Origin of the sequence: Pedobacter jeongneungensis, from assembly GCF_000633455.1 — a bacterium.
Taxonomy (GTDB): domain Bacteria; phylum Bacteroidota; class Bacteroidia; order Sphingobacteriales; family Sphingobacteriaceae; genus Pedobacter; species Pedobacter jeongneungensis_A.
Genome location: NZ_AYMG01000013.1, coordinates 99,989 through 122,075 on the forward strand (window position 1 = coordinate 99,989; position 22,087 = coordinate 122,075).

Below are 22,087 nucleotides of genomic sequence, written 5' to 3' on the forward strand. Positions count from 1 at the left end.
TTAACTCATAAGCTATCTAACCTTATTTAAACCGTTTTATTCTATGGAAAATTCCAGAAGAAAATTCATCAAACAATCAGCAATATTTGCTGCGGCAACCTATGCCGGTACCATGGGCATGAGTGCCAAAAGTTATGGCCGCATTATCGGCGCTAACGATAGGGTACGTGTAGGTGTTGTTGGCTTTTCTGACCGCTTTAAAGATACCCTTTTACCTTGTTTCCTGAACCACAACAAGGAGCTGAATTTCGATATTGTTGGCCTTTCCGATCTTTGGAGTTACCGTAGGGATCTGGGCATTGCGCATTTAAAGGCAAAGTTTGGACATGATATCAAAGCTTGTCGGAATAACGATGAACTTTATGCCACAAAAGATCTTGATGCCGTAATTATCAGCACAGCCGATTTTCAGCATGCTTTACATACCATTGAAGCGGTAAAAGCCAATTGTGATGCTTACGTAGAAAAACCTTTTGCTGAAACCATGGATGATGCCAAAGCTGCATTTAAAGCAGTAAAGGCAAGTAAACAGATTGTACAGATTGGCTCGCAGAGAAGAAGTGGAGAGAATTATACCAATGCTGCCAAATTTATCCAGGACGGAAAGTTTGGACCGATTACCGCAGTAGACCTGGTTTGGAATGTAAACCAGCCGGGTAGATGGCGCAGGCCAGATTTAGTAGCTAAATTAAAAGAAGAAGATATTGATTGGAAAAGGTTTTTATTAAACCGCCCCAACGAGGCCTTTGACCCAAGAAAATATTTAGAATACCGCTTGTTTTGGCCATATTCTTCGGGCATGCCCGGACAGTGGATGAGCCACCAGATTGACACTGTACACTGGTTTACCAATTTAAAACATCCTCGCAGTGTAGTGGCCAATGGTGGTATTTATACCTGGAAAGATGGCCGTAGAAACTGGGATTCGATGGTTGCCGTATTCGATTATGGCCAGCCAGATTCAACTGATGGTTTCCAGGTAACCTTTACTTCGCGTATGCAGAATAGCGTGGGGGATGTAGGTGAGGTTTACTATTCAAATGGTGGTGAGCTGAATTTAATTATAAATAAAGTATCGCCAAAAGGAGGATTAAGGCAGCAGGAAGCCTCAGCAATGGGCATGAAAGCCAATCTCTTACCAGAATTTGATCTAAGTAAAACCGAAGTTAAAGCTGCAACCGGTGCCAATATGGGTGGTGATGCACTAACTTCAGGCCACATGCGCAACTGGATGGAATGTGTGCGCAGCCGTAAAACACCAAATGCCCCTGTAGAAGCGGGTTATTCGCACTCTATTGCCAACATCATGACCAATGCTGCGGTAAGAACAGGTGCAAAAGCAGTTTTCGATGAAGGCAAACAAGAAGTAATTGCAAACGGAAAAGTATTTAAATATTAGCGTACCGTCATTGCGAGGAAGAATGACGAAGCAATCTTTTTTGCAGACAAACTGTTTTCCCGAAGTTTGGAATAAACAGCCTCTGTAATAATTAAAGACTATAAAATCTTATAAAACTATCATGTTAAATATCAAAAAATATAGTATCCTGGCTCTTTCCCTGATCAGCCTTTCAGCCGCTGCCCAAAAAGCGAAACCTTTGTTTGATGGTAAAACACTAACGGGCTGGAAAGCCGTTGCAGGTGCAGCACCATACAAAGTTGAAGATGGAATGATTGTGGGCACTATGACCAAAGGCACGCCAAATTCGTTCCTGATTACCGAAAAAGAATATGGCGATTTCATTTTGGAACTGGATGTGAAACTCGAAGGTGAAACCACCAATTCTGGCATCCAGACCCGTAGCCATATTAAACCAGAAGGAAATAACGGTAAAGGTTTGGTTTTTGGCAGGCAGGTAGAAATAGACCCTACGCCTAGAGCCTGGACGGGTGGAATTTACGACGAAGCCAGAAGATTGTGGTTATATCCTTTAGAACTTAATCCAGCAGCAAAACCTTTGTACAAAAAGAATGAATTTAACCATTACAAAATAGAATGCATCGGCAACGAACTTAAAACCTGGGTAAATGGAACACCGGTTGCTTATGTGATCGATACGCTTGATAAATCGGGTTTTATCGGTTTACAGGTGCATGGCATAGGCAATAACCTCGATAACGATGGCAAGAAAGTTTATTTCAAAAACATCAATATCCAAACTGAAGGTTTAAAGGCTAAAGCTTTTCCAAAAGGCATTTATACCGTTAATTTAACGCCCAATACTTTATCTGCTTACGAAAAATCGGAAGGTTATAAACTCTTGTTCGATGGTAAAAGCAATGCAGGCTGGATCGGTGCTTATAAAACGGCTTTCCCTGCAAAAGGGTGGAAAATTGCCGATGGCGTAATCAGTGTGGAACCTTCTGGCGGTGCAGAATCGACCAATGGTGGCGATATTGTAACCAAAGATGAATACGCAGCTTTCGATATGTCGTTCGAGTTTAAATTAACACCAGGAGCCAACAGTGGGGTGAAATATTTTGTTACCCTGAGCGAAAAAAATACAGGCTCAGCCATTGGTTTGGAATACCAGGTTTTGGACGATGAACTGCACCCTGATGCTAAATTGGGCAGGGATGGGAACCGTACCTTAGCTTCTTTATATGATTTAATGACAGCCAAAAAAGAAGCCCGTTACCTGCGTCCAATCGGTAGCTGGAACAACGGCCGTTTGGTGGTTTACCCGAATAATAAAGTAGAACACTACTTAAATGGGGTTAAAGTTCTGGAATATACACGTGGATCAGAAGAGTTTAAAAAACTCGTTGCCATTAGTAAATATAAAGATTGGAAAAACTTTGGGGAGGCTCCAAAAGGACATATCCTGCTACAGGATCATGGTAATAAAGTGGATTTCAGGACGATTAAAATCAAGACTTTATAAGTTTTTGATTTGAAAATGGGTATAGAGGAATAAATTGTATTAAGGATTTTTAACCACAGATGTACACAGATAAACACAGATTTTATCCTTGAGCATCCTTTCCATCTCCCGACAACCGGGATAAGTAGTGGTCGATGATGTTACCCCATTTAGCACTGAAAGAAATTAAATAGCCCCGACATAAGCGGAAATACTTTTTGTTGCATTTCCGCCAGATATAGCAGATACCGGCAACAAAAAGATTGAAGCATTGGCGGGACTACCACTTAATAGCAGTATTATCCTGGCGCTCCAAATCATAATTTTAAAGAAAATAAAATATTAACATATCATGCATCGTCGGTCTTTTGTAAAGCATACTACTTTGTTAGGTTCAGGGCTATTGGTCGGGAATCAGGTTTTTGCTGATTTATATTCCGATCAGGTATATAATGTAGCCATGGTCGGTTGTGGCGATCGTGGCAAAGGTGTGCTGTCGGTTATTAAATCCATGCCGGCTAAATATAATATCAAAGCTTATTGCGACTTACTCGATTTCAGACTCAAAGAAGCCGAAAAGTATGTTCCAGCCGATGCAAAAGCTGTGAAAGATTACCACAGGGTTTTGGATGATAAAACCATTGATGCGGTTTTTATTGCCACGCCTTTAAGCGAACATTTCAAAATTGCTAAAGATGCTGTGCTTGCCGGTAAACATGTGTATGTAGAAAAGACCATGACTTACAATATTGCTCAGGCGCTGGAGCTTAAAAAACTGGTTAAAAAATATCCCAATCAGGTTTTTCAGGTAGGATATCAATACCGTTATTCGCCGCTTTATTTTAAGGTGAAAGACATGATCCAAAGTGGTTATTTAGGTAAAGTTTCGCAGATCGATTGCCGTTGGGACCGTAATGGGAACTGGCGCAGAGCTGTTCCTGATCCGGCTTTGGAACGAAAAATTAACTGGAGGATGTATAAGGAATATTCAGGTGGATTAGCCGCTGAACTGCTCTCACATCAGATCGATTTTATCAACTGGGCATTCGAAACGCAGCCTGATGAAATAATGGGATCGGGTGGAATAGACGTTTTTAAGGATGGTCGCGAAACTTATGATAATATCCAGGCCATTCTCCGCTATAAGGAAAAAGGCATGATTGGCAACTTTGGTGCCACCTGCGGCAATGCGCACGATGGTTACTTGTTTAAAATAAAAGGGACTAAAGGTTCGGTTTCTTTGCTTACCAATACTGGTTTATTTTATCCTGAAGAAAGCACCAGAAAAGAGCTTGGCATTGTTGATGGAGTAACCGGAGCAACAAAAATCGTAGTCAACAAAGACGGCGGAATCCCGATTTTGGATAAGCCTACCATTGATGGTACAAACTATGCGCTGGACGAATTTTATAAATCGATAACTACTAAAAAAGAACCTGCATCAAATATCAATACCGGAACACAGGCCACTATTTGTGTGGCCATGTGTAATGAAGCGATTTATAGTGGTAATAAACAGGTTTGGAAGCCAGAGTATAGTTTATAGTATTTATCATTCTGAGGGATAAATATTTCATAAAATCAATATAAAAGACAGATCTTTTTGGCAAAATGGTAGCTTGTGCGAGATCGTCATTCCCAACTCGATTGGGAATCGTAATGCAAGCGTTTTAAGATTCCCGCATGTGCGGGAATGACGACCGCAATACGAGGCACGAAGCAATCTTAAAGCGATCGCTACCAGCAATAGTTGTAAGATTGCTTCGCCGGCTGAAAAAGCCTTCTCGCAATGACGACTTCATTCAGAACTCACCTATATAGATGATTCATTACATCCAATAGCTATCGGATCGGGATGAAAGAATGGGACAACTCCGTGTTTTTCCGTGTCTCTGTGGCTATTCCATCTATAACCCCAAATATTCAGGCATTTCTTCTACAAAATTAAAACTGCCCCTCTCCAGGTCCATTTTTGCATAAACATGCTGTAAACCGTTGGTTAACACGATCCATTTGGCCTGATGGATGGAATTATACCTAGCTGCCTGATCAAATACCGATTGTGTAATCTTAACCTTTGGCGCTTTGCACTCAATCAGCATTAGTTTTTCACCTGAGGTATTGTAAACCAAAATATCGCTCCGTTTTTGCAGTTGATTTAACACCAAACCGCCTTCAAGCTGGATCAACGTCCTCGGGAATTTCTTCTCTGTAATCAGGTTCTGTATAAAATGCTGCCTCACCCATTCTTCTGGCGTAAGCACCAGGTGTTTCTTTCTAAGTTCATCGAATATAAAAACTACACCATCCTTTTTACTGATTTTAAACGGATAAGGCGGAAGGTTAAGCGGGGTAGGGGTGAACATTTTTCAGTTTTCAGTTGGCAATTAACAGTATTCAGTTGGCAATTAACAGTATTCAGTTCGCAGTTGGAGGTTTTCAGTTAACCAATTTCAACAATTAACCATTAAACAATAAAACAATTGGTCAATTACACTCCAAAGTTAATTAATTTTACGGCACGCACGGAAATCTCACATCTAACTTCTCAAATCTCTTAACTTATAAACATTTACTCAAATCCTTAAACCTAAATCGTAATTTTACGGCAATGACTGCTGCCGAAATTATTAAGGACATCAAAGCCCGTAAATTTAAACCCGTGTACCTTTTACATGGTGAAGAATCTTACTATATCGATCAGGTAACCGATTATATTGAGGATAAATTGCTAAGTGATGCCGAAAAAGGCTTCAACCAAACGGTTTTATATGGCAAAGATACCGATATGGCTACTGTTTTGGGTGCTGCCAAGCGGTATCCGATGATGTCAGACTATCAGGTAGTAATTATTAAAGAGGCACAGGATTTAAAATGGGGCAAAGAAGATAGCTCAAAAGAGGGCGAATTTGTGCTCAATTACTTCGAAAAACCGTTGCCAAGTACCATTTTGGTCCTGGCTTATAAATATGCCAATTTCGACAAACGTAAAAAAATCTATAAGGCAATCAATAAAAGTGGAATAATTTTCCAGTCGGATCCTGTACGCGATTATAAACTGGTGCCGTGGATCGAAGAATTTATCAAAGAAAAAGGCTATAAAATCGATCAGCAGGCATCAGCATTAATGGCCGAATATTTGGGAACCGATCTTTCTAAAATTGCCAATGAGATTGAGAAGTTAATGCTGAATGTTCCGAAAGAAATGACAATCAGCACCGATCATGTTCAGAAAAATATCGGCATTAGTAAAGAATACAATGTTTTCGAACTTCAAAAGGCTTTGGCTATCCGTGATGTATTAAAATGTAATAAAATCATCAATTACTTCGCCAGCAATCCAAAGGCCAATCCAACAGTGATGGTTTTGGCCAATTTGGGCGGTTATTTCACCAAACTTTTAAAATATCATTACATCCCCAATAAGGCCGATGCCGCATCTGCATTGGGTGTTCCGCCCTTTTTTATCAAAGATTACGAAGTGGCTGCCCGCAATTACAATACTGGCAAAGTTTTTCAGGTTATTGGTTTGCTCCGCGAATACGACTTAAAAAGCAAAGGTTTAGATAGTACCGGGAACGTAGATGATGGCGAGCTGTTAAAAGAGCTTGTTTTCAAGATTGTGCACTAATCTTTTATTAGCAGAAAAGTATTCTATATTACCTGTCAAACGTTTGCGCAAATTTTCAGGATTTTAGTCTCGTTAAATATCATTATTTTAGAAGTTGATACCTTTTACGGTTGCTAACCATTTCTAAACACAAATGAAAACTAAAATCTTTTTACTGTTGATGCTTCAGTGCATGAGTAGCTTTATTTATGCTCAATCCCTAAAACCTTATAACCTTTCCTTTCCCAAACTGGCCAATAAATGGGATGAGGCCATGCCTTTGGGCAATGGCATGCTGGGCGTCTTAATCTGGGAAAAGAACAATAAACTCCGCCTTTCTTTAGACCGTGCCGACCTGTGGGATGAACGTAAAGCCCTTGATATATCGAAACTTAATTTTAAATGGGTAGAGGAGCAGGTACATCAAAATAATTATGCAGCTGTTCAAAAAATAGGCGACGAACCTTACGATTCAAGCCCTTATCCTACCAAACTGCCTGCTGCGGCAGTGGAATTTGATATTTCAAAGCTGGGGAGGGTTAAATCAAACGAACTGGACATTGAAACGGCCCTAAACACGGTGAAATTCGAAGATGGAACCATTTTTAACTGCTATATTCATGCTACCGGGGCGCAGGGGTATTTTAGTTTTGAGAACCTTAAATTAACTGTAATTTTGCCTGATTTAATCGTTCATAATTATAACAATACTCAAACAGAAAAAGGAGATAATAGCCATGCCGGAAGTGGTTTGCAAAAACTGGGTTATGCAAAGGGAACGGTTACCAATACAAGTAATAGTATCCGCTATCATCAGCCTACTTACCAGGGACATTATTACGAGGTGTTGGTGCAATGGAAAAAAATGCCGAATGGTAATGTAATTGGCTCGTGGACCATCAGCAACGATAAAACGGCAACATTAACTGCAATTTCTGCTACTGCGAAAGAACCTACAGGCTGGGTTAGCCATACCAAATGGTGGAAAGATTTTTGGAGTAAATCGAACATTAATGTTCCAGATCAACTCATTCAGAAACAATACTATTTAGAAATGTACAAGCTGGGCTGCGTGGCGAGAAAAGGGGCACCTGCAATTACTTTACAAGCCGTTTGGACAGCCGATAACGGCAGTTTGCCACCCTGGAAAGGAGATTTTCACAACGATTTAAATACCCAACTGAGTTATTGGCCAAGTTATACGGCCAACCATTTGGCAGAGGGGGCAACTTTTACCGATTGGTTATGGAAAATCAGGGAGCGGAATCTTACTTATACCAAACAGTATTTTGCTGTGGAAGGTTTAAATGTTCCCGGGGTAATTACCTTAAACGGTGACCCAATGGGTGGGTGGATCCAGTATGCGCTTTCGCCAACTGTTAGCGCATGGACCTCGCAGCATTTTTATTGGCAATGGAAATATAGTATGGATGATACGTTTCTTAAAACCAGGGCTTATCCGTATATTCATGACGCAGCAACCTATCTGGAGAATATCACAAGATTAAAAGAAGGAAAAAGGATGCTGCCGCTGAGCTCTAGTCCGGAGTATAATGATAACAGTATCAAAGCCTGGTTTTTAAACTGGACCAATTTCGATTTGTCATTAGCTAAGTTTCTGTTTAAAGCTGCATCCGAAGTAAGTAAGGCCAATGGCAAAATAGACGAAAGCAAACATTGGACGGAAATACTCAGTCAGTTGCCTGATTATGAAATAAACGAAACGGGTTTTACCATTGCGCCAGGATCAAATTTAACCAGTTCGCACCGGCACATGTCGCAATATATGGCCATTTATCCCCTCGATTTGTTAGATGTTAACCATGAAAAGGATAAAACCATTATCGATAATTCTTTGAAGCGTTTAGAAGAAATTGGTACCCGTGCCTGGTGTGGTTATTCTTTTAGCTGGATGGCTTCCTTATATGCCCGTGCCTATCAGGCCGATAAGGCCGTAAAACAACTCGAAATTTTTGCATCCAATTTCTGTTCGCCAAACAGTTTTCATTTAAACGGCGATCAAAAAGGAGGGCAGTACTCCGGTTTTACCTACCGCCCTTTTACCTTAGAAGGAAATTTTGCCTTTGCACAAGGCGTTCAAGAGCTTTTATTGCAAAGCAGGAGCAATTATATTCAGGCTTTTCCAGCTACACCGCAAAGCTGGAAAGACGTTTCTTTTAATAATTTGCGCGCGGAAGGTGCTTTCTTAGTAAGTGGCGTCAAAGAAAACGGCGTTCCAACCCAGGTGAAAATTTATGCAGAAAAAGCTGGCTTATTAAGAATTAAACTACCCTTTAGAACTTATGTTGTCAAAAATTTTCCGGCTGGGTTTGTAAAAATGGATAATGATGGCATTATTGAAGTAAACCTGAAAAAGCAGCAAAGCATCACTTTCGAAAATGGTTATGAATAATGTTTTAAGCAATCATAATGATCCGAAGGCATGCTAAAATTTTAGAAAATAAAAAATAATGGCTCAGGAATTATTCCTGTGCCATTACTAATTAACTTAAATCACAACATTAACAAAAAAGCAGAGGGGGTAAATCATCCCGGAACCCCCCTCTTATGGTCATCTTTAATATCACAGTTAGATAATAACTATTGAGTAGGTACAATATCCCTATTTTCCTAGCTCGAGGTGTTTAGTTACCTGTGTATATTAAATTATATGATTACACAAAAATATCTTACAAGAAGGTGTGCTGAAATAGATAATAGGTGAAAAGGTACAATTGCTCCATGAATGATGGATTAGCTTCCATGAATCAAATTTGCTTCCGTCACGATTTACCTTAATCTTTTAAAAATAATAAGGTGTGAAATTTAATCAGATCAACTATTTTTTCTGGCCTGATACGATGATAAATGGCCTGCTTGTTTCCTTAGCATCTTTATCCGTTACGGTTTCCATCATTTCCTTTACTTCAATATTTACAAAACCCGATTGTTTGAAAAATGATTTTACTTCATCAATTTCGTAAAATGTAAAATCGAGCTGTGTCCAGGGCAGGTCTCCACCAAAGTTTTTTTCAACAAAGGCAAGGTTCATTTTTCCTTTTGGTTTTAATACGCGGTACACTTCTGATAAGTACTGTGAAGGATCCGGCCAGAAATAAATGGTATTGGCGGTAAAACAACAATCGAAGGAAATATCTTCGAAATCGAGCTTGTTATCCGCTATTTTGGTCAAGTGTATTGCATTATCTTCAACTTTATATGTTGAAAAGGCATCCCTTATTGCGGATTCATTATTATATGCACCCGAATAACTGATGTTTTCAGCTTTTTTAAAAAGATAGGGGAGGTGTTCGGTACTGCCTGGGCCGATTTCTAATACTTTTGCTTCAGTTTTAAGGACTAAATGATGTACTAATTTAAAAATGATGTTTTTTTTGGGTGGGAGAACGTCGATTTTAGGGTTTAGGGTTAATGTATTAAGGTCTGCTTGCTCCTCCATGATATTGGTTATTAATCTCTCGCGGTTCATTTCGCAATTCGGGCAAAATTGAAAAATACCTCCTGTACACTTTTACATAAAAAGGATTTTCTTTTACAGAAAATCGAATTGTTGATAATCCCATTACATTAGTTCGGCTTTTTTTTTGATAATTGCCATTATGGGAATCAATGTAGGTAAGGATTACGGGGCCTGGAAAAAGGTTGGGGGGAGCTTTGATGAGCTTCCGGTTCAGGGAGGATTGGTTACGGAGCGGAAGGAGAAATACAATTTTTCTTTTAGTGATGCAGAATTGGTACAGATCAATATCCCCGATATTTACATCGTATATGGCGACATCATGTTTAAGCAACAACAGATGTATTTTAGCCCTACCAACGATGTACCCGATATGATTAAACTACGTTTTACCTTGTCGGGCAATGGAACCATATTTAACAGGGTAAATAAGCAGAAATACATTTTTAATTCCAACCAGCAGAATATCATTTATATGCCCGAACTGGATGGTACAGGAGAATATGATACCGGGCACAGTTACCGTTTTTTTGAGGTGCATTTTGCTAAAGAAAAGTTTTTGCAGCTGGCAGAAAACTCGACCAGGGCATTGCAGATACTGGCAGACTATGCAGATACAGGCCGTTATGCACAGATAGCAGATGAGAACCTTCCCATTTCATGGGCAATGCAGCACTGCATCAGGGATATTCTTGATTGTGATTATCCCGAAGGGTTGAAGCGCATGTTCATTGAGTCGAAATGTATAGAATTACTTGTGCTCCAGGCCGAAGCTTTTGAACGGGCAATCAGCCAAAAACAGCCTTTGGCTTTACATTCTACTTACGACAGGGATTGTATTTATCATGCAAGGGATTATCTCATCGCGAATTTCCACCAGCCACCATCGGTTGCTGAGCTGGCCAAATTGTGCGGTATTAATGAATTTAAACTTAAACAGGGTTTTAAAGGGCTATTTGATAACAGCATATTTGGTTATTTAAGCGATTACAGGCTTAACCACGGAAAAGAATTGCTCTTGGAAGGCCGGTCGATAAAATCTGTGGCATTTATGCTTGGTTATTCATCAGTACAACACTTCAGCAATGCTTTTAGAAAGAAATTTGCGGTAACACCGGGTAAGTTGAAGGGTTGATCTGATGAAATACAAATATTCAATATAGTTTAGGCATTTTGCTAACCAACTTTAATAAAACACAGATTTTACCGAAGCACGCCTGTCAATCCCAAGGGCCGGGAAATCAAAAAAACAGCAGCAAAACAGTACAAATGGCACTATCAAACCTAAAACGCAGTGGTTTTGTGTTTCATGTTTGCAAAAACCTTTCACTTAGCACTAACAAACAAAACAAAGTGCCGCTGTTTTTTTGATGTGTATAAGGATTGTGTAAAAGGCCCATTGCTGGATTGACGAAGCATTTTTGCATACTTTTGATGCCTCAAAAGTTTGATGCCGTGCGGCATAGAGCACTAAAATAATTTCAGTGTTAATTTCTACATATTGGACTAAAAGGGGGGAAAAATAATTGTTAATTTTAGGTGATATCTGATCAAAAATTCCCACATACTATATAAAGCATAGTAATCATGACAGCAACATCCATCAAAGAGAAGCCGAACCACCGCGAAGCGCTTTTTATGAAACTCTATCAGGAGGCCTTTCCTTTGGTGGCCAGGCACGTAAGCAGGATGGGCGGATCATTTGAGGAAGCAAAAGACATCTTTCAGGATGCACTGGTTTTATATTACGAGAAAGTACAGGTTTCAGGCTTTGTACCGAAGTATCAGGAAAAAGCCTATTTATTTGGGATTGCCAAATATTTATGGGTCAGGCGTTTTAAAGAAAACAACAGGCAAGTTACCCTTGATGTTCAGGATTTTATTTTTAATAAAGAAATCGATCTAACAGATGTTGAGTATGAGGAAATTTCTTCACGAAAACTGATGAATTTATTGGAGCGCGCCGGGCAGAAATGTATGCAGTTGCTCAGTGCCTTCTATTATGAAAAGCTGGATATGGAAACACTGGCAGGGCGATTCGGTTTTTCAGGCGCACGGTCTGCAACGGCTCAGAAATTTAAGTGCCTCGAAAAAGTTAAAGAAACGGTTAAAGAAAAATCCTTAAAATATGAAGACATCGTTGAATGAGCTCCGTTTAATAGAACATTATCTGCTGTCGGATGCTAAGGATGGAGAAAGTTTCCTGTTCGAAGCCAAAATGATCCTGCAGCCCGAACTGGAGCAACAAGTGTACTGGCAAAATAAAACCTACAATACAGTGCGTGATTATGGCCGGAAACAGCTGAAAAATGAAATCAATAACATACACGAAACGCTGTTTAATACCGCTGAGCATCAAAGCTTCAGGCAAAAGGTAATGCGTTTGTTCCGCAAATAAACAATTAAGATAATATATAAATCATGCGCCATTATCGGGGCAGGGGCATCGCTATGCCCGAAATTTAAAACCAACACGATGGATATTAACAAAGAATTCCGCCTTTATGCGGTAAAACACCAGCGCTTAAACAGCCTTTACGTAGATCAGTACATGGCCAGGACGCCTGCCTATACCACGCCTGTTGCAATGACACCCTATATTACAGAAGAACGGCAGTTGAATGTAGCACAGATGGATGTTTTTTCGCGACTGATGATGGACAGAATTATTTTTTTAGGTGAGGCAGTTGATGAGCGAAATGCAAATGTAATACAGGCACAATTGCTTTTCTTGCAGTCTGTTGATACACAAAAAGACATCCAGTTGTATATCAATTCGCCTGGTGGTTCGGTTTATGCCGGCTTTGGTATTTATGACACCATGCAGTTTATTGCGCCGGATGTAGCCACCATCTGTACCGGCATTGCGCTTTCCATGGGTTCGGTGCTGTTGTGTGCCGGTGCTGCCGGCAAGCGTTCGGCCCTGCAGCACTCCAGGGTAATGATCCATCAAACCTCCAGTGGGGCAGAGGGAACCGCCATTGATATGGATATCAGGATCAGAGAGGTATTAAAAGTCCAGTCGGATCTGTACCATATTTTGGCGAAACATAGCGGACAAAGTTATGAACGGATCAATGAAATTGCCAGTCGCGATTATTGGATGAGTGCCATCGAAGCAAAAGAATTTGGAATGATAGATGAGGTGCTGACGCGTGAGGGTTAGAGGTTTGTTTGATTTCAATATGAGTTTTAAATAGATCTGGCGCAAGTCCGGCCCTGCTAGAAGCTAGGGGGCGGACTTGTATTTTAGAATAAATCTCAAGCACGAGTCATATAGCTCTTGGTCTAAACGCTAAGACTTGTGCTTATACTGGGTTATTCTAAATCCTCTAATTTATAATCACATTCTGTTTGCAAATCTAAATCGTAAAGTCTTTTAAGTATTGCTTTGTCTTTGCCACCATATCTAATGCCTGAAATACATGACACTTGCATTGCATTAATTGCGCGGTCTAATTCGTCAGTGGTTGTAGGTTGTTTCTTAAAATAGCAGTGTCCATATTCAATTTTAGAATGTTCCATTAAGTCTGGTGCTTCTGCCTCAGGTGCACCACAGGCAATACAAACCTGGTTCTCTACATAAAAATCTCCCATCGAATTTTCAGGATACCTTTCTGGTAACGGTATATCATTCTCTTTTGTCTTTTTTGAAAAGATCTTTTTCAGGAATTCCATTTAATATTATGATTTTGTCACTACCAAAACTTCCACCAAGGCTTATTGTCGTCAATCGTCTCTTGCTTCTGTTGTTTAAATTGTTCAAGTTCCTTTTTCATTTCGTCATTATATGCAAGTTGTTTAACGGTATAGGTAAGTTTATTTTTTCCTTCCAAATCGATCCCAAATTTGCCTGCCAGCTCTAAAATGTCGTCAGAAAAAATATTCTCGTTAATGTTCAAACCATTTTCTTGTTCTAAGGGAAAGCCTGAATTATCAGTTACCTCTCCATCAGAAACAAAAAATTGTCTTTTGATGTTGTCGTTATATACAGTAAAGCCAAATGAGTTTGAAGTAGTTTGAATCAGGAATGTTATAATGTCGGTATCTAGAACTCTTGAAAGCCCTATTAAAGCTTCATCATCAACCGTATCCACCATTTCAGGGTCGTTAATTATTGTCCAGCCATTGTCTGACCAAATTCCTCTGATTGCCGTTTCCTTATTTGCAAGCTCAAAATAATTATCAAATAAATAATCGTTGAATTCCTGCCAGTCGTTAAACTGTTTGTCTTGATTGGTGTCAACGTATTTAAAAATTTCAAAGATTTCGTTTGCTTTGTCGAAGAAGTTACCTTTAATTGCGATGAAACTGCTTGTCATGTTTGTTATTCTTAGCTATTCCGATCGCTGGCGCACGCGTGCCGCGTGTGAAAATATTTCCTTATGCTTTGTACAAATATAACCCTTAGTATTTAAAATTCCAGCACTTATATTTGACTATTTAAGCTTATACCACTGCAGAAGAGGTCGATTTGGCCGCATCCACACTCAAAAGCCTGGTTTCAGGTGCCGGGTACAAGACGGTATTCCCTGTAGCGCACTTTGAAGCAAAGGAAATTATATAAAGCTATAATCCCTATAGGTTTTATATATTTGCATGCCTATAGTTCTATTTGGCATTGGCCATGTAGCTTTATTGATTTGCTTTTGAAAATTAAATGATAAGATTAAATAATATAACTAAAACATTTGTACTTCGCGACAGGACAATAACCGCGCTGTCAGGTGTTTCGATAAATGTACCCAGGGGTAAAATATTTGGGGTAATAGGGGCATCGGGAGCGGGAAAAAGTACCCTCATCAGGTGTGCAAACCTGCTGGAGCAGCCAACATCCGGAGAAGTGTATATTGATGGTAAAAATCTGATGGAACTCTCAGGCGCTGAGCTGGCCAGAGAACGCAGGCAAATCGGAATGATATTTCAGCACTTTAATCTGCTCTCTTCCAGAACAGTTTATCAGAACGTGGCCTTTCCACTCGAGCTGGAAGGTGCCTCAAAAACAAAGATCCGGGAACGGGTTTCTGAACTATTAAATTTTGTTGGCCTTGCGGATAAACATGCAGATTATCCGGTAAGTCTTTCGGGTGGACAAAAACAGCGTGTTGCCATTGCGCGCACCCTTGCTGCCAGCCCAAAGGTATTGCTTTGTGATGAGGCCACCAGTGCACTTGATCCGGAAACAACCACTTCCATTTTAAAACTTTTAAAAGATACCAACGAGAAATTTGGCATTACCATATTGCTCATTACGCACGAAATGCAGGTGGTAAAGGCGATCTGCGATGAAGTAGCCATTATTAGCGGGGGTAAACTTGTAGAACAAGGCGCAGTAAGCGAGATATTTTCACATCCTAAGAGCGAACTGGCCAGAAAATTCATTTCATCTTCCATTAAGGTAACATTGCCAAAGGAATATGAAGCACGCATTAAATTAAATACTGCCGGATCAGGTAACCCGATTATCAAGCTCACTTTCAATGGCGATTCTGCTGATAGTGCAGTGTTATCAGAGGTTGCAGGGCTTTTTGGCGTAAACAACAATATCATTACTGCCCAGATTGAACATGCAGCCGGGATAAAATTCGGGACCATCCTGGTAGAGGCGCAGGGAAATGCGGAAAACCACAGCAAGGCAATCAACTATTATAAAACTTTAAATATCGGTGCGGAGGTGCTTGGTTATGTCTGAATCAATGATTAGGCTCTTATTGAGCGGCACGTTAGAAACCATTGTAATGACTTTTGTTTCGGGTTTCTTCGGCTTTGTTTTGGGACTGCCTACCGGTATATTGCTTTTTATTACAAGAAAAGGGCAGATTTTGGAGCATCCGTTATTAAACCGTGTCTTAGCCGTTCTGGTGAACATTTTCAGGTCCATTCCATTTATTATTTTAATTGTCTGGATGATTCCTTTTACCAGGGCATTGGTTGGTACTTCAATCGGTGTAAAGGCGGCACTTGTTCCATTGAGTATAGGTGCAGCACCTTTTATTGCCAGGATGATTGAGAATAGCCTGCTGGAAATTCCATACGGACTTATCGAAGCGGCCAGGGCATTAGGGGCAAGGCCCATGCAGATTATCAGAAAAGTTCTTCTTCCGGAAGCTTTACCGGCAATTATCAACAGCGCATCAATTACACTGATTACCCTTGTTGGCTATTCGGCAATGGGCGGTGCTGTTGGTGCAGGCGGACTTGGGCAGATTGGTTACCAGTACGGCTATATCGGCTACGATGTTTTGGTGATGAATACCGTTTTGGTATTGCTCGTGATCATCGTTTTCCTTATCCAGTTCGGAGGCGATCGCCTCTCAAAATATTTTGATCACAGAAAATAAAATCCTATAAAATGAATATCACTTTCAAAAAACGTTTTCATTCAGCGTTAATATTATCCATAACTCTTCTTGCGGCCTGCAGTGGCGGGGCTAAAAAAAATGATCCCAACCACATTATTGTCGGCGTAGAATCCGGTCCCGAATATACCATTGCACAGGTTGCCCAGAAAGTAGCCAAAGAAAAATACAATCTTGATGTGGAGCTGGTACAGTTTAACGATTATGTGATGCCTAACGAGGCGCTTCATCAGGGTGATATTGATGCCAATGCTTATCAGAATAAACCTTATCTTGATGTACAGGCGAAGCAGCGTGGTTACAAATTTGCCATCGTTGGCAATACCTTTGTTTATCCTATTGCAGGTTACTCCCGGAAAATTAAAAGCCTCAAAGAGCTTAAAGATGAAAGTACCATCATTATTCCAAACGACCCCACCAACAGTGGCCGTTCGTTATTATTGCTTCAAACAGCAGGACTTATAAAACTTAAAGCAGGTGTTGGCCTTTTACCAACCCTTAATGATGTAGCCGAAAACCCTAAGAAACTGAAAATCCTTGAGCTTGAAGCACCACAGCTTCCAAGATCGCTGGATGATGCCAATGTAACCATTGCGGTAATCAACAATACTTTTGCAGCACCTATTGGTTTGGTTTCTACCCGTGATGGCCTTTTTATAGAGGACAGTAAATCACCCTATGTAAACGCCATTGTTGTCCGCGAAGATAATAAGGATGACGATAAGGTTAAACGTTTTGTAAAAGCATACCAATCACCCGAAGTGGAAGAAGCGGCAAAGGTTGCTTTTAAAGGAGGAGCGATAAAAGGCTGGTAGAAAAATAAATATTCCCCCTGTAGTAAGTGCTATTGGGGGAATTTTGTTTTGTGCTGATTCTTTATTATAAATATTCCATATCTGGCGCAAGTCTCAACGCCCGGCCATGAGATGGATCTCCTTTTTAGCGGCGGTTGAGCGGTTACTTATTTCTCCGTTAGCTTCGTTAAACTGTTCAGGTTATCGCTTATTTCAGTAATACGGTATTCATTTGGCATTATTATTTTATTATTGGAGTTCAAGAGAAACACTGCTGGTATTGCGGTGATATTGTACTTCCTGTTGATGTCATTGTTGTTGCCTGGTAAATTTGAAATGTTTGTCCAGGGCATGGCTTCAGTTTTAACGGCCTTTTTCCAGGCTTTCAGATCATGATCGGTAGAGATGCTGATGAAATTAATTCCTTTGGTTTTGTAGCGGGCATATAATTTTTTTAATTCTGGTATTTCTGCCCGGCACGGACCGCACCAGCTCGCCCAAAATATAACCAGTGTCCCCTTTTTCCCTTTGACATTATCCAGTGAAATTGATCTCTGATTTACGTCTCTGAAATTAAAATCAGGAAATTTGGCACCCGTAACTAAAGATCCGCTCTGCCGCTGGTAACTGGACAGTTTTAGCCCTGTTGTGGTGTTCATCACTTCGTTACTGAAAATTCTGCTAATATCTGCCAGTTCAGTTGGCGTGAACATCTCTGCGTTTTGGTAGATGTTAATCATAGCCATCCAGCTCCATGGGTTTTCTTTGGCTATTGATAAGAGCTTGTTTTTAAATGATATCAGGCTGTCGTTTTTGAATTTTACAGCTTCGGCAAGTTTACCGGTATCCTTGATTTTTTTTAACGAGTCTATCTTAGCGGTCATTCTGTACAAGCCGGCAGAAGGCAGTCCATAGCGATACAACATTTCGCTTTCGGGAGATCCGGTCAGATATAAATCCCCATTCATGTCACCTTCTATTTTTATATTGGCATTTTCCAGTATGAAGTTTCCCTGTTTGATTTGAGGATTGTATTTGTTTACGAAACTGAGCAGCTTCTTTTCCTTCGTTTTTTCGTCCACGTAATAAATATTCGTATTATAGGATGGCTCCAGCAATATTGTATCCCTATGAAATTTAAATCTGCCATCCAATATGATTGCCGAGTCGATTATGGGCTGGCTTAATGAATTGTTCCCGGATCTTTTCATGGTAACCATGTAGATTTTTGCTGGAGGGATATTTTTAATATTTCCCGTTATTTCGTACGATTTGCTGTTCTGTGCCTTTGCAGAATATACCGTAAAGATTAGAAGTGAGATGATATAGATATTTTTCATATTTGGCCGATAATAAAATTACAAAATAAAACTCGTTAACTCACTGTGATGATGATATGAAAATGCGCACGCGATACGCGTGCGCCAGCGGGGCATTTTTTTTTTGATGTTCATCAAATTATCCCTCTATTTATTTTGGATTATCAATAGAAAACTCATTATCATAATCCATAGATTATGGTTTTGATATCTTCTCTGCTAGTGCAATAAGCTCATTCTGTGTGCCTTGATCTGCTTCGTTTGATAACAGAACAATGCCAGAATTCAAATCAGGGTAAAATACCAAATAACTACTATAGCCTAAACTACCTCCGGTATGGGAAATGCTGCGCCTACCCTGATCAGTTTTTCTTACTTTCCAGTTAAGTGCGATAGCACCATCTTCAACATTTCCAAAAGTTGGCTTGTGACTTAATTTTACATCGGTATTTCCTTCATTCAGTTGAAATGCCATATATCTTAACATGTCAGCGCTTGAAGACGCTATACTTGCTGCCACCTGTAGATCATCCCAATCAATAACCGGCATAATACGCCCCTTACTATCATAACCCTTTGCCATACGTGCAGGCAGTTTTCCTCTTTTTATTAAGAATGTGTTTTTCATTTTAAGTGGATTGACAAAATACGTTTTCAAGAGGTTGTCGTAAGTGTTTTGATAAACATCCTCCATAATATAACCGAGCAATTGAGCGGCTGTGTTACAGTGGCGGGCAACACTTCCTGGTAAAACCTTTAATTCAACATGATGTAAATCACGGTAAAAGTCTTGCCTGCTATATGTTGTGTGAACTGAATCTAAAATATAAGGGATAGAGTCTGGATTTGCTTTTCCAAATATATCCTTGTCTGGCATCCAATTTGGTAATCCGGAGGTGAGGTTGGCCAGGTTGAGTAAAGTGATAGGAGTTCCGTTATAATTCAAATTTGGATAATCTTCCTTCAGGTACTTACGTATATCATCATTAAGATTTACCTTTTTATCTAAAACAGCTTTTGCAAGCAAAGTTGCCCCAAATGTTTTGGTAATCGAGGCAAGTTCATAAACTGTATCTCCCGTAGGTAATTGTGATTTTTCCTTTTCAGTTGATCCATAATTATAAATAAACGACTTTCCATCTTTAATGATTCCTATTGAAATGCCAACCCTGGAATTGTTATTGAAAAATGCCAAAACAGATTGATCTACCAATGAATCCAACGCAGTTTTCAATTTGTTATCAGTGGGAACTTTAATTTTATTTATTTGTGCAGAGCAGAACAGTGTGTACGTTAGAAACGATAAAAGAAGGGATAGTTTTTTCATATATTTATCATGTTTTTAATTAGACGTTAAACAAAATAAAACGTTGCATTAACTCTTCATCGCCACGCTGGCGCACGCGTTTTTCGTGTGCAATGTATTACAACTATTTATACTTTATTTAGGTGCCACTATTTCATCTATCTCTAAAATAACAACCCTTACCAAAAATTTTAACAAAATATATTTCCCTTCGCCTTCATTTTTCTTATATTTAACTCAGTATATCCCACAATAAAAACCACTATCCCGCCAGCTATCCCATGGTAAATGGTTAATTCATCCCAAATTTAGAGGAGTGCCAATTAACATTAATATTTAATTAAAAACCATTTACCATGAGTTTAAACAACAGGATTTCGATCGAAATCACCGCAGACCAATCAGCAGCCATTACCGCTGCATTCGAACAATTAAAAACTGCCTTAGCACCAGTTTTAGTGATTAATTTAACCGCTGAAGAGCGGAAATCTATGCTTAAAATGGGCGATAAAACCCTCGCTTTTGTAAACAAAACACTAGAGTATGCTGCACAGAACCCAAATCTGGTGCCCAGTTATGTCGATTTGGCCGAAGCCAGGAAAGACAATGAATTAACTGCCGATATCTATGGCATTTTCCAGCAACTCAACACCCTGTTGCGGGCCATGGAAGATACTGGTATGGTTGCCGGAGGCGAAGCTTACGAAGCCGCTTTGGTGATCTATCATTCTATAAAAGGAGCCAGCCGCTCCAACATTCCAGGTATCCAGGCCATTTATGATGACCTGAAACAACGTTTCCCGGGACGTGGCAAACAAAATATAACGCCACAACCATAAGCATGATGACCAAAAAGGGCTTTATTACCATTTAAAAGTACTTCCGAAGACCAATTTGGTGTTCGGAGGTACAAAAAGGTCCTTCGGAAGTAGAAAGAATAACTTCGCAACTAGAAAAAGGTAGTTCCGAAGACTAATTTGGTGTTCGGAGGTACAAAGAGGTCCTTCGGAAGTAGAAAGAATACCTTCGTTACAACAAAAAGGTCGTTCCGAAGAGCAATGATGGTGTTCGGATGTACAAAAAGGTACTTCGGAAGAGGAATGAATAGCTTCGTTACAACAAAAAGGTCTTTCCGAAGGCAAATCATGGTATTCGCAGGCAGAAAAAGGTACTTCGGAAATAGAAAAAATAGCTTTTAGATCAGAAAAAGGTTGTTCTGAAGTAAAAAGAATAGCTTCGTTCGCTGCGGCACGCTTGCCGGGTGGGCAATATATTAAAGAATTCACGCATAGTAATCTGAAAGGATTGATTGATCTCCGCTTTAGAAAAAGAAATGCTTTCAATAGTGTAAGTATCAAAGAATTGAAGGAATGAGCCGTAAATATAAATTCCATATTTTAAAGGATATCAGTCTGGCAGCATAACAATAAACCGTAAGAATGATGCAGTACTGCAGTTATTGAGCAAAAGGCAGATTACTTGCACGACAATCCGGTTGTATCAGGTTTTGTTAACGAGGCCTGGCATTGGAAATATAGTAGCGCAATTGATTATAGCGGAGATAGGGCTAAGCTCCAAAATTTTTATTAATATTAAATTATAGTAAATTGCTAATTAATAATTAGAATTTGGGTTTCAGGTATATTTTTGAGAATATTAATAAATATTTTGGCACAGAAGAATTATTCTTTGGATTGGCAACAATTGTGTCGGTGGTTGATTCATATCACTCTATAGTTCCAGCAATTAGCACTTTGTTATTACTGGCTTTTTATTACCTTTTTTTTGGTTGGTTTATGTTTCGCCATGAAAGGAAGACCAATTTCTTGTTTTCTATAATTGGAGGTATCGTTTATTCTGTTTGCCTCACGAGTATGGCCATCATTGTTATCGGTGATTTCTATAAAATGTTCTTTTATTTTATACAGTTTCCAATGTTAGGGTTTTACTATATTTATTTAAGTAGCATAAAAAATATAGGATTCTACAGGCGCTCCCATTGCATTCGTATAGGAATTATTGCCGCGTTAAACCTATATATATACATAATTAAATAGTGTAATGGAGTTTTTAGATACGATCAAGTCTAATCCGTTCTGTTAGTTTTGAACTTTAAATAAAGAAATACAATGAACCATTGGTTAGTAAAATCAGAGCCTTTTAAATACAGTTGGGAAAAGTTTAATGAAGATGGCCGTAACTTTTGGGATGGCGTGCGCTGTTTTTGAAGCTTCTGTAAGCATCTTGCGAACTGTTAATTTTTGATCGTTCTGTAATGTTGTAATTTGATTTGTAGCTTACTTCGACTTCAGCCACCTTGAAAGGATTTTGTTCTTGTACCATATCATTTGAATTAA

19 protein-coding genes and 1 pseudogene are annotated in these 22,087 nt (G+C 39.5%); 14 read left to right on the forward strand and 6 right to left on the reverse strand.

All coding sequences use genetic code 11. The features are described 5' to 3' along the window. Positions 1-43: 43 nt before the first annotated feature. The 3 genes from U859_RS0112585 (at position 44) to U859_RS0112595 (ending at position 4,410) form a co-directional block, all read left to right on the forward strand. On the forward strand, positions 44-1,399 hold the full coding sequence (locus U859_RS0112585; RefSeq protein ID WP_025143725.1) for a Gfo/Idh/MocA family protein: 1,356 nt from the start codon (positions 44-46) through the stop codon (positions 1,397-1,399). A 121-nt stretch (positions 1,400-1,520) separates the two neighbouring features. Continuing rightward, complete coding sequence (locus U859_RS0112590) at positions 1,521-2,885, forward strand: DUF1080 domain-containing protein (RefSeq protein ID WP_029985717.1); 1,365 nt, start codon at positions 1,521-1,523, stop codon at positions 2,883-2,885. 331 nt (positions 2,886-3,216) lie between these two features. Further along, the gene (locus U859_RS0112595) at positions 3,217-4,410 is read left to right on the forward strand and encodes a Gfo/Idh/MocA family protein (RefSeq protein WP_025143727.1); all 1,194 of its coding nucleotides are present in this window, start codon (positions 3,217-3,219) and stop codon (positions 4,408-4,410) included. 361 nt (positions 4,411-4,771) lie between these two features. On the opposite strand, the gene U859_RS0112600 is transcribed toward U859_RS0112595, so the two are convergent. Beyond that, entirely contained in the window at positions 4,772-5,230 is a 459-nt protein-coding gene (locus tag U859_RS0112600) for a type I restriction enzyme HsdR N-terminal domain-containing protein (RefSeq protein ID WP_025143728.1), read from the reverse strand. A gap of 245 nt (positions 5,231-5,475) precedes the next feature. Between U859_RS0112600 and holA the strand changes: the two genes are divergently transcribed. Together holA and U859_RS0112610 are read left to right on the forward strand one after the other, a co-directional pair. After that, the gene (gene holA, locus U859_RS0112605) at positions 5,476-6,495 is read left to right on the forward strand and encodes a DNA polymerase III subunit delta (protein ID WP_025143729.1); all 1,020 of its coding nucleotides are present in this window, start codon (positions 5,476-5,478) and stop codon (positions 6,493-6,495) included. A 133-nt stretch (positions 6,496-6,628) separates the two neighbouring features. Beyond that, positions 6,629-8,887, forward strand: coding sequence for a glycosyl hydrolase family 95 catalytic domain-containing protein (locus U859_RS0112610; protein WP_025143730.1), 2,259 nt, complete (start codon positions 6,629-6,631; stop codon positions 8,885-8,887). A gap of 426 nt (positions 8,888-9,313) precedes the next feature. Here U859_RS0112610 and U859_RS0112615 read toward each other — a convergent pair whose 3' ends face one another. Continuing rightward, positions 9,314-9,934: a class I SAM-dependent methyltransferase gene (locus U859_RS0112615; RefSeq protein ID WP_162799924.1), complete on the reverse strand. Its 621-nt coding sequence runs from the start codon at positions 9,932-9,934 to the stop codon at positions 9,314-9,316. A gap of 160 nt (positions 9,935-10,094) precedes the next feature. Here U859_RS0112615 and U859_RS0112620 point away from each other — a divergent pair, with 160 nt between their 5' ends. From U859_RS0112620 to U859_RS0112635, 4 genes are all read left to right on the forward strand, one after another. Beyond that, the gene (locus U859_RS0112620; RefSeq protein WP_025143732.1) at positions 10,095-11,087 is read left to right on the forward strand and encodes a helix-turn-helix domain-containing protein; all 993 of its coding nucleotides are present in this window, start codon (positions 10,095-10,097) and stop codon (positions 11,085-11,087) included. Positions 11,088-11,539: 452 nt separating this feature from the next. Beyond that, positions 11,540-12,100 (forward strand): RNA polymerase sigma factor, encoded by a 561-nt coding sequence (locus U859_RS0112625; protein ID WP_025143733.1) that lies wholly within the window; start codon positions 11,540-11,542, stop codon positions 12,098-12,100. After that, complete coding sequence (locus U859_RS0112630) at positions 12,081-12,350, forward strand: hypothetical protein (protein ID WP_162799925.1); 270 nt, start codon at positions 12,081-12,083, stop codon at positions 12,348-12,350. The genes U859_RS0112625 and U859_RS0112630 overlap by 20 nt, the downstream gene beginning before the upstream one ends. A 78-nt stretch (positions 12,351-12,428) precedes the next feature. Then, entirely contained in the window at positions 12,429-13,118 is a 690-nt protein-coding gene (locus tag U859_RS0112635) for an ATP-dependent Clp protease proteolytic subunit (RefSeq protein ID WP_025143735.1), read from the forward strand. 152 nt (positions 13,119-13,270) lie between these two features. Here the strand turns inward: U859_RS0112635 and U859_RS0112640 are convergent, their stop codons facing one another. Both U859_RS0112640 and U859_RS0112645 read right to left on the reverse strand, forming a co-directional pair. Further along, positions 13,271-13,630: a ferredoxin gene (locus U859_RS0112640; protein WP_025143736.1), complete on the reverse strand. Its 360-nt coding sequence runs from the start codon at positions 13,628-13,630 to the stop codon at positions 13,271-13,273. Between the two features lie 20 nt (positions 13,631-13,650). Next, a complete protein-coding gene (locus U859_RS0112645; protein WP_025143737.1) occupies positions 13,651-14,274 on the reverse strand; it encodes a hypothetical protein in 624 nt (207 codons plus the stop codon). Positions 14,275-14,612: 338 nt separating this feature from the next. On the opposite strand from U859_RS0112645, the gene metN reads away from it, so the two are divergent. Genes metN through metQ form a run of 3 tightly spaced genes read left to right on the forward strand, consistent with a single transcriptional unit; the run spans position 14,613 to position 17,126 of the window. Beyond that, positions 14,613-15,644, forward strand: a complete 1,032-nt coding sequence (metN, locus tag U859_RS0112650; RefSeq protein WP_025143738.1) for a methionine ABC transporter ATP-binding protein MetN — start codon at positions 14,613-14,615, stop codon at positions 15,642-15,644. Further along, the gene (locus tag U859_RS0112655; protein WP_025143739.1) at positions 15,637-16,293 is read left to right on the forward strand and encodes a methionine ABC transporter permease MetI; all 657 of its coding nucleotides are present in this window, start codon (positions 15,637-15,639) and stop codon (positions 16,291-16,293) included. The genes metN and U859_RS0112655 overlap by 8 nt, the downstream gene beginning before the upstream one ends. Before the next feature lie 11 nt (positions 16,294-16,304). After that, the gene (gene metQ, locus U859_RS0112660; RefSeq protein ID WP_051584689.1) at positions 16,305-17,126 is read left to right on the forward strand and encodes a methionine ABC transporter substrate-binding lipoprotein MetQ; all 822 of its coding nucleotides are present in this window, start codon (positions 16,305-16,307) and stop codon (positions 17,124-17,126) included. A 146-nt stretch (positions 17,127-17,272) separates the two neighbouring features. Here the strand turns inward: metQ and U859_RS0112665 are convergent, their stop codons facing one another. Together U859_RS0112665 and U859_RS0112670 are read right to left on the reverse strand one after the other, a co-directional pair. Then, positions 17,273-18,445: a TlpA disulfide reductase family protein gene (locus U859_RS0112665; protein ID WP_025143741.1), complete on the reverse strand. Its 1,173-nt coding sequence runs from the start codon at positions 18,443-18,445 to the stop codon at positions 17,273-17,275. A 175-nt stretch (positions 18,446-18,620) separates the two neighbouring features. Then, a complete protein-coding gene (locus U859_RS0112670) occupies positions 18,621-19,751 on the reverse strand; it encodes a serine hydrolase domain-containing protein (RefSeq protein WP_029985721.1) in 1,131 nt (376 codons plus the stop codon). 335 nt (positions 19,752-20,086) lie between these two features. On the opposite strand from U859_RS0112670, the gene U859_RS0112675 reads away from it, so the two are divergent. Together U859_RS0112675 and U859_RS31610 are read left to right on the forward strand one after the other, a co-directional pair. Beyond that, the gene (locus tag U859_RS0112675; protein WP_025143742.1) at positions 20,087-20,569 is read left to right on the forward strand and encodes a hypothetical protein; all 483 of its coding nucleotides are present in this window, start codon (positions 20,087-20,089) and stop codon (positions 20,567-20,569) included. 1,290 nt (positions 20,570-21,859) lie between these two features. Next, positions 21,860-21,949: pseudogene (locus tag U859_RS31610) on the forward strand (EVE domain-containing protein); the annotation flags it as partial. Positions 21,950-22,087 lie beyond the last annotated feature (138 nt).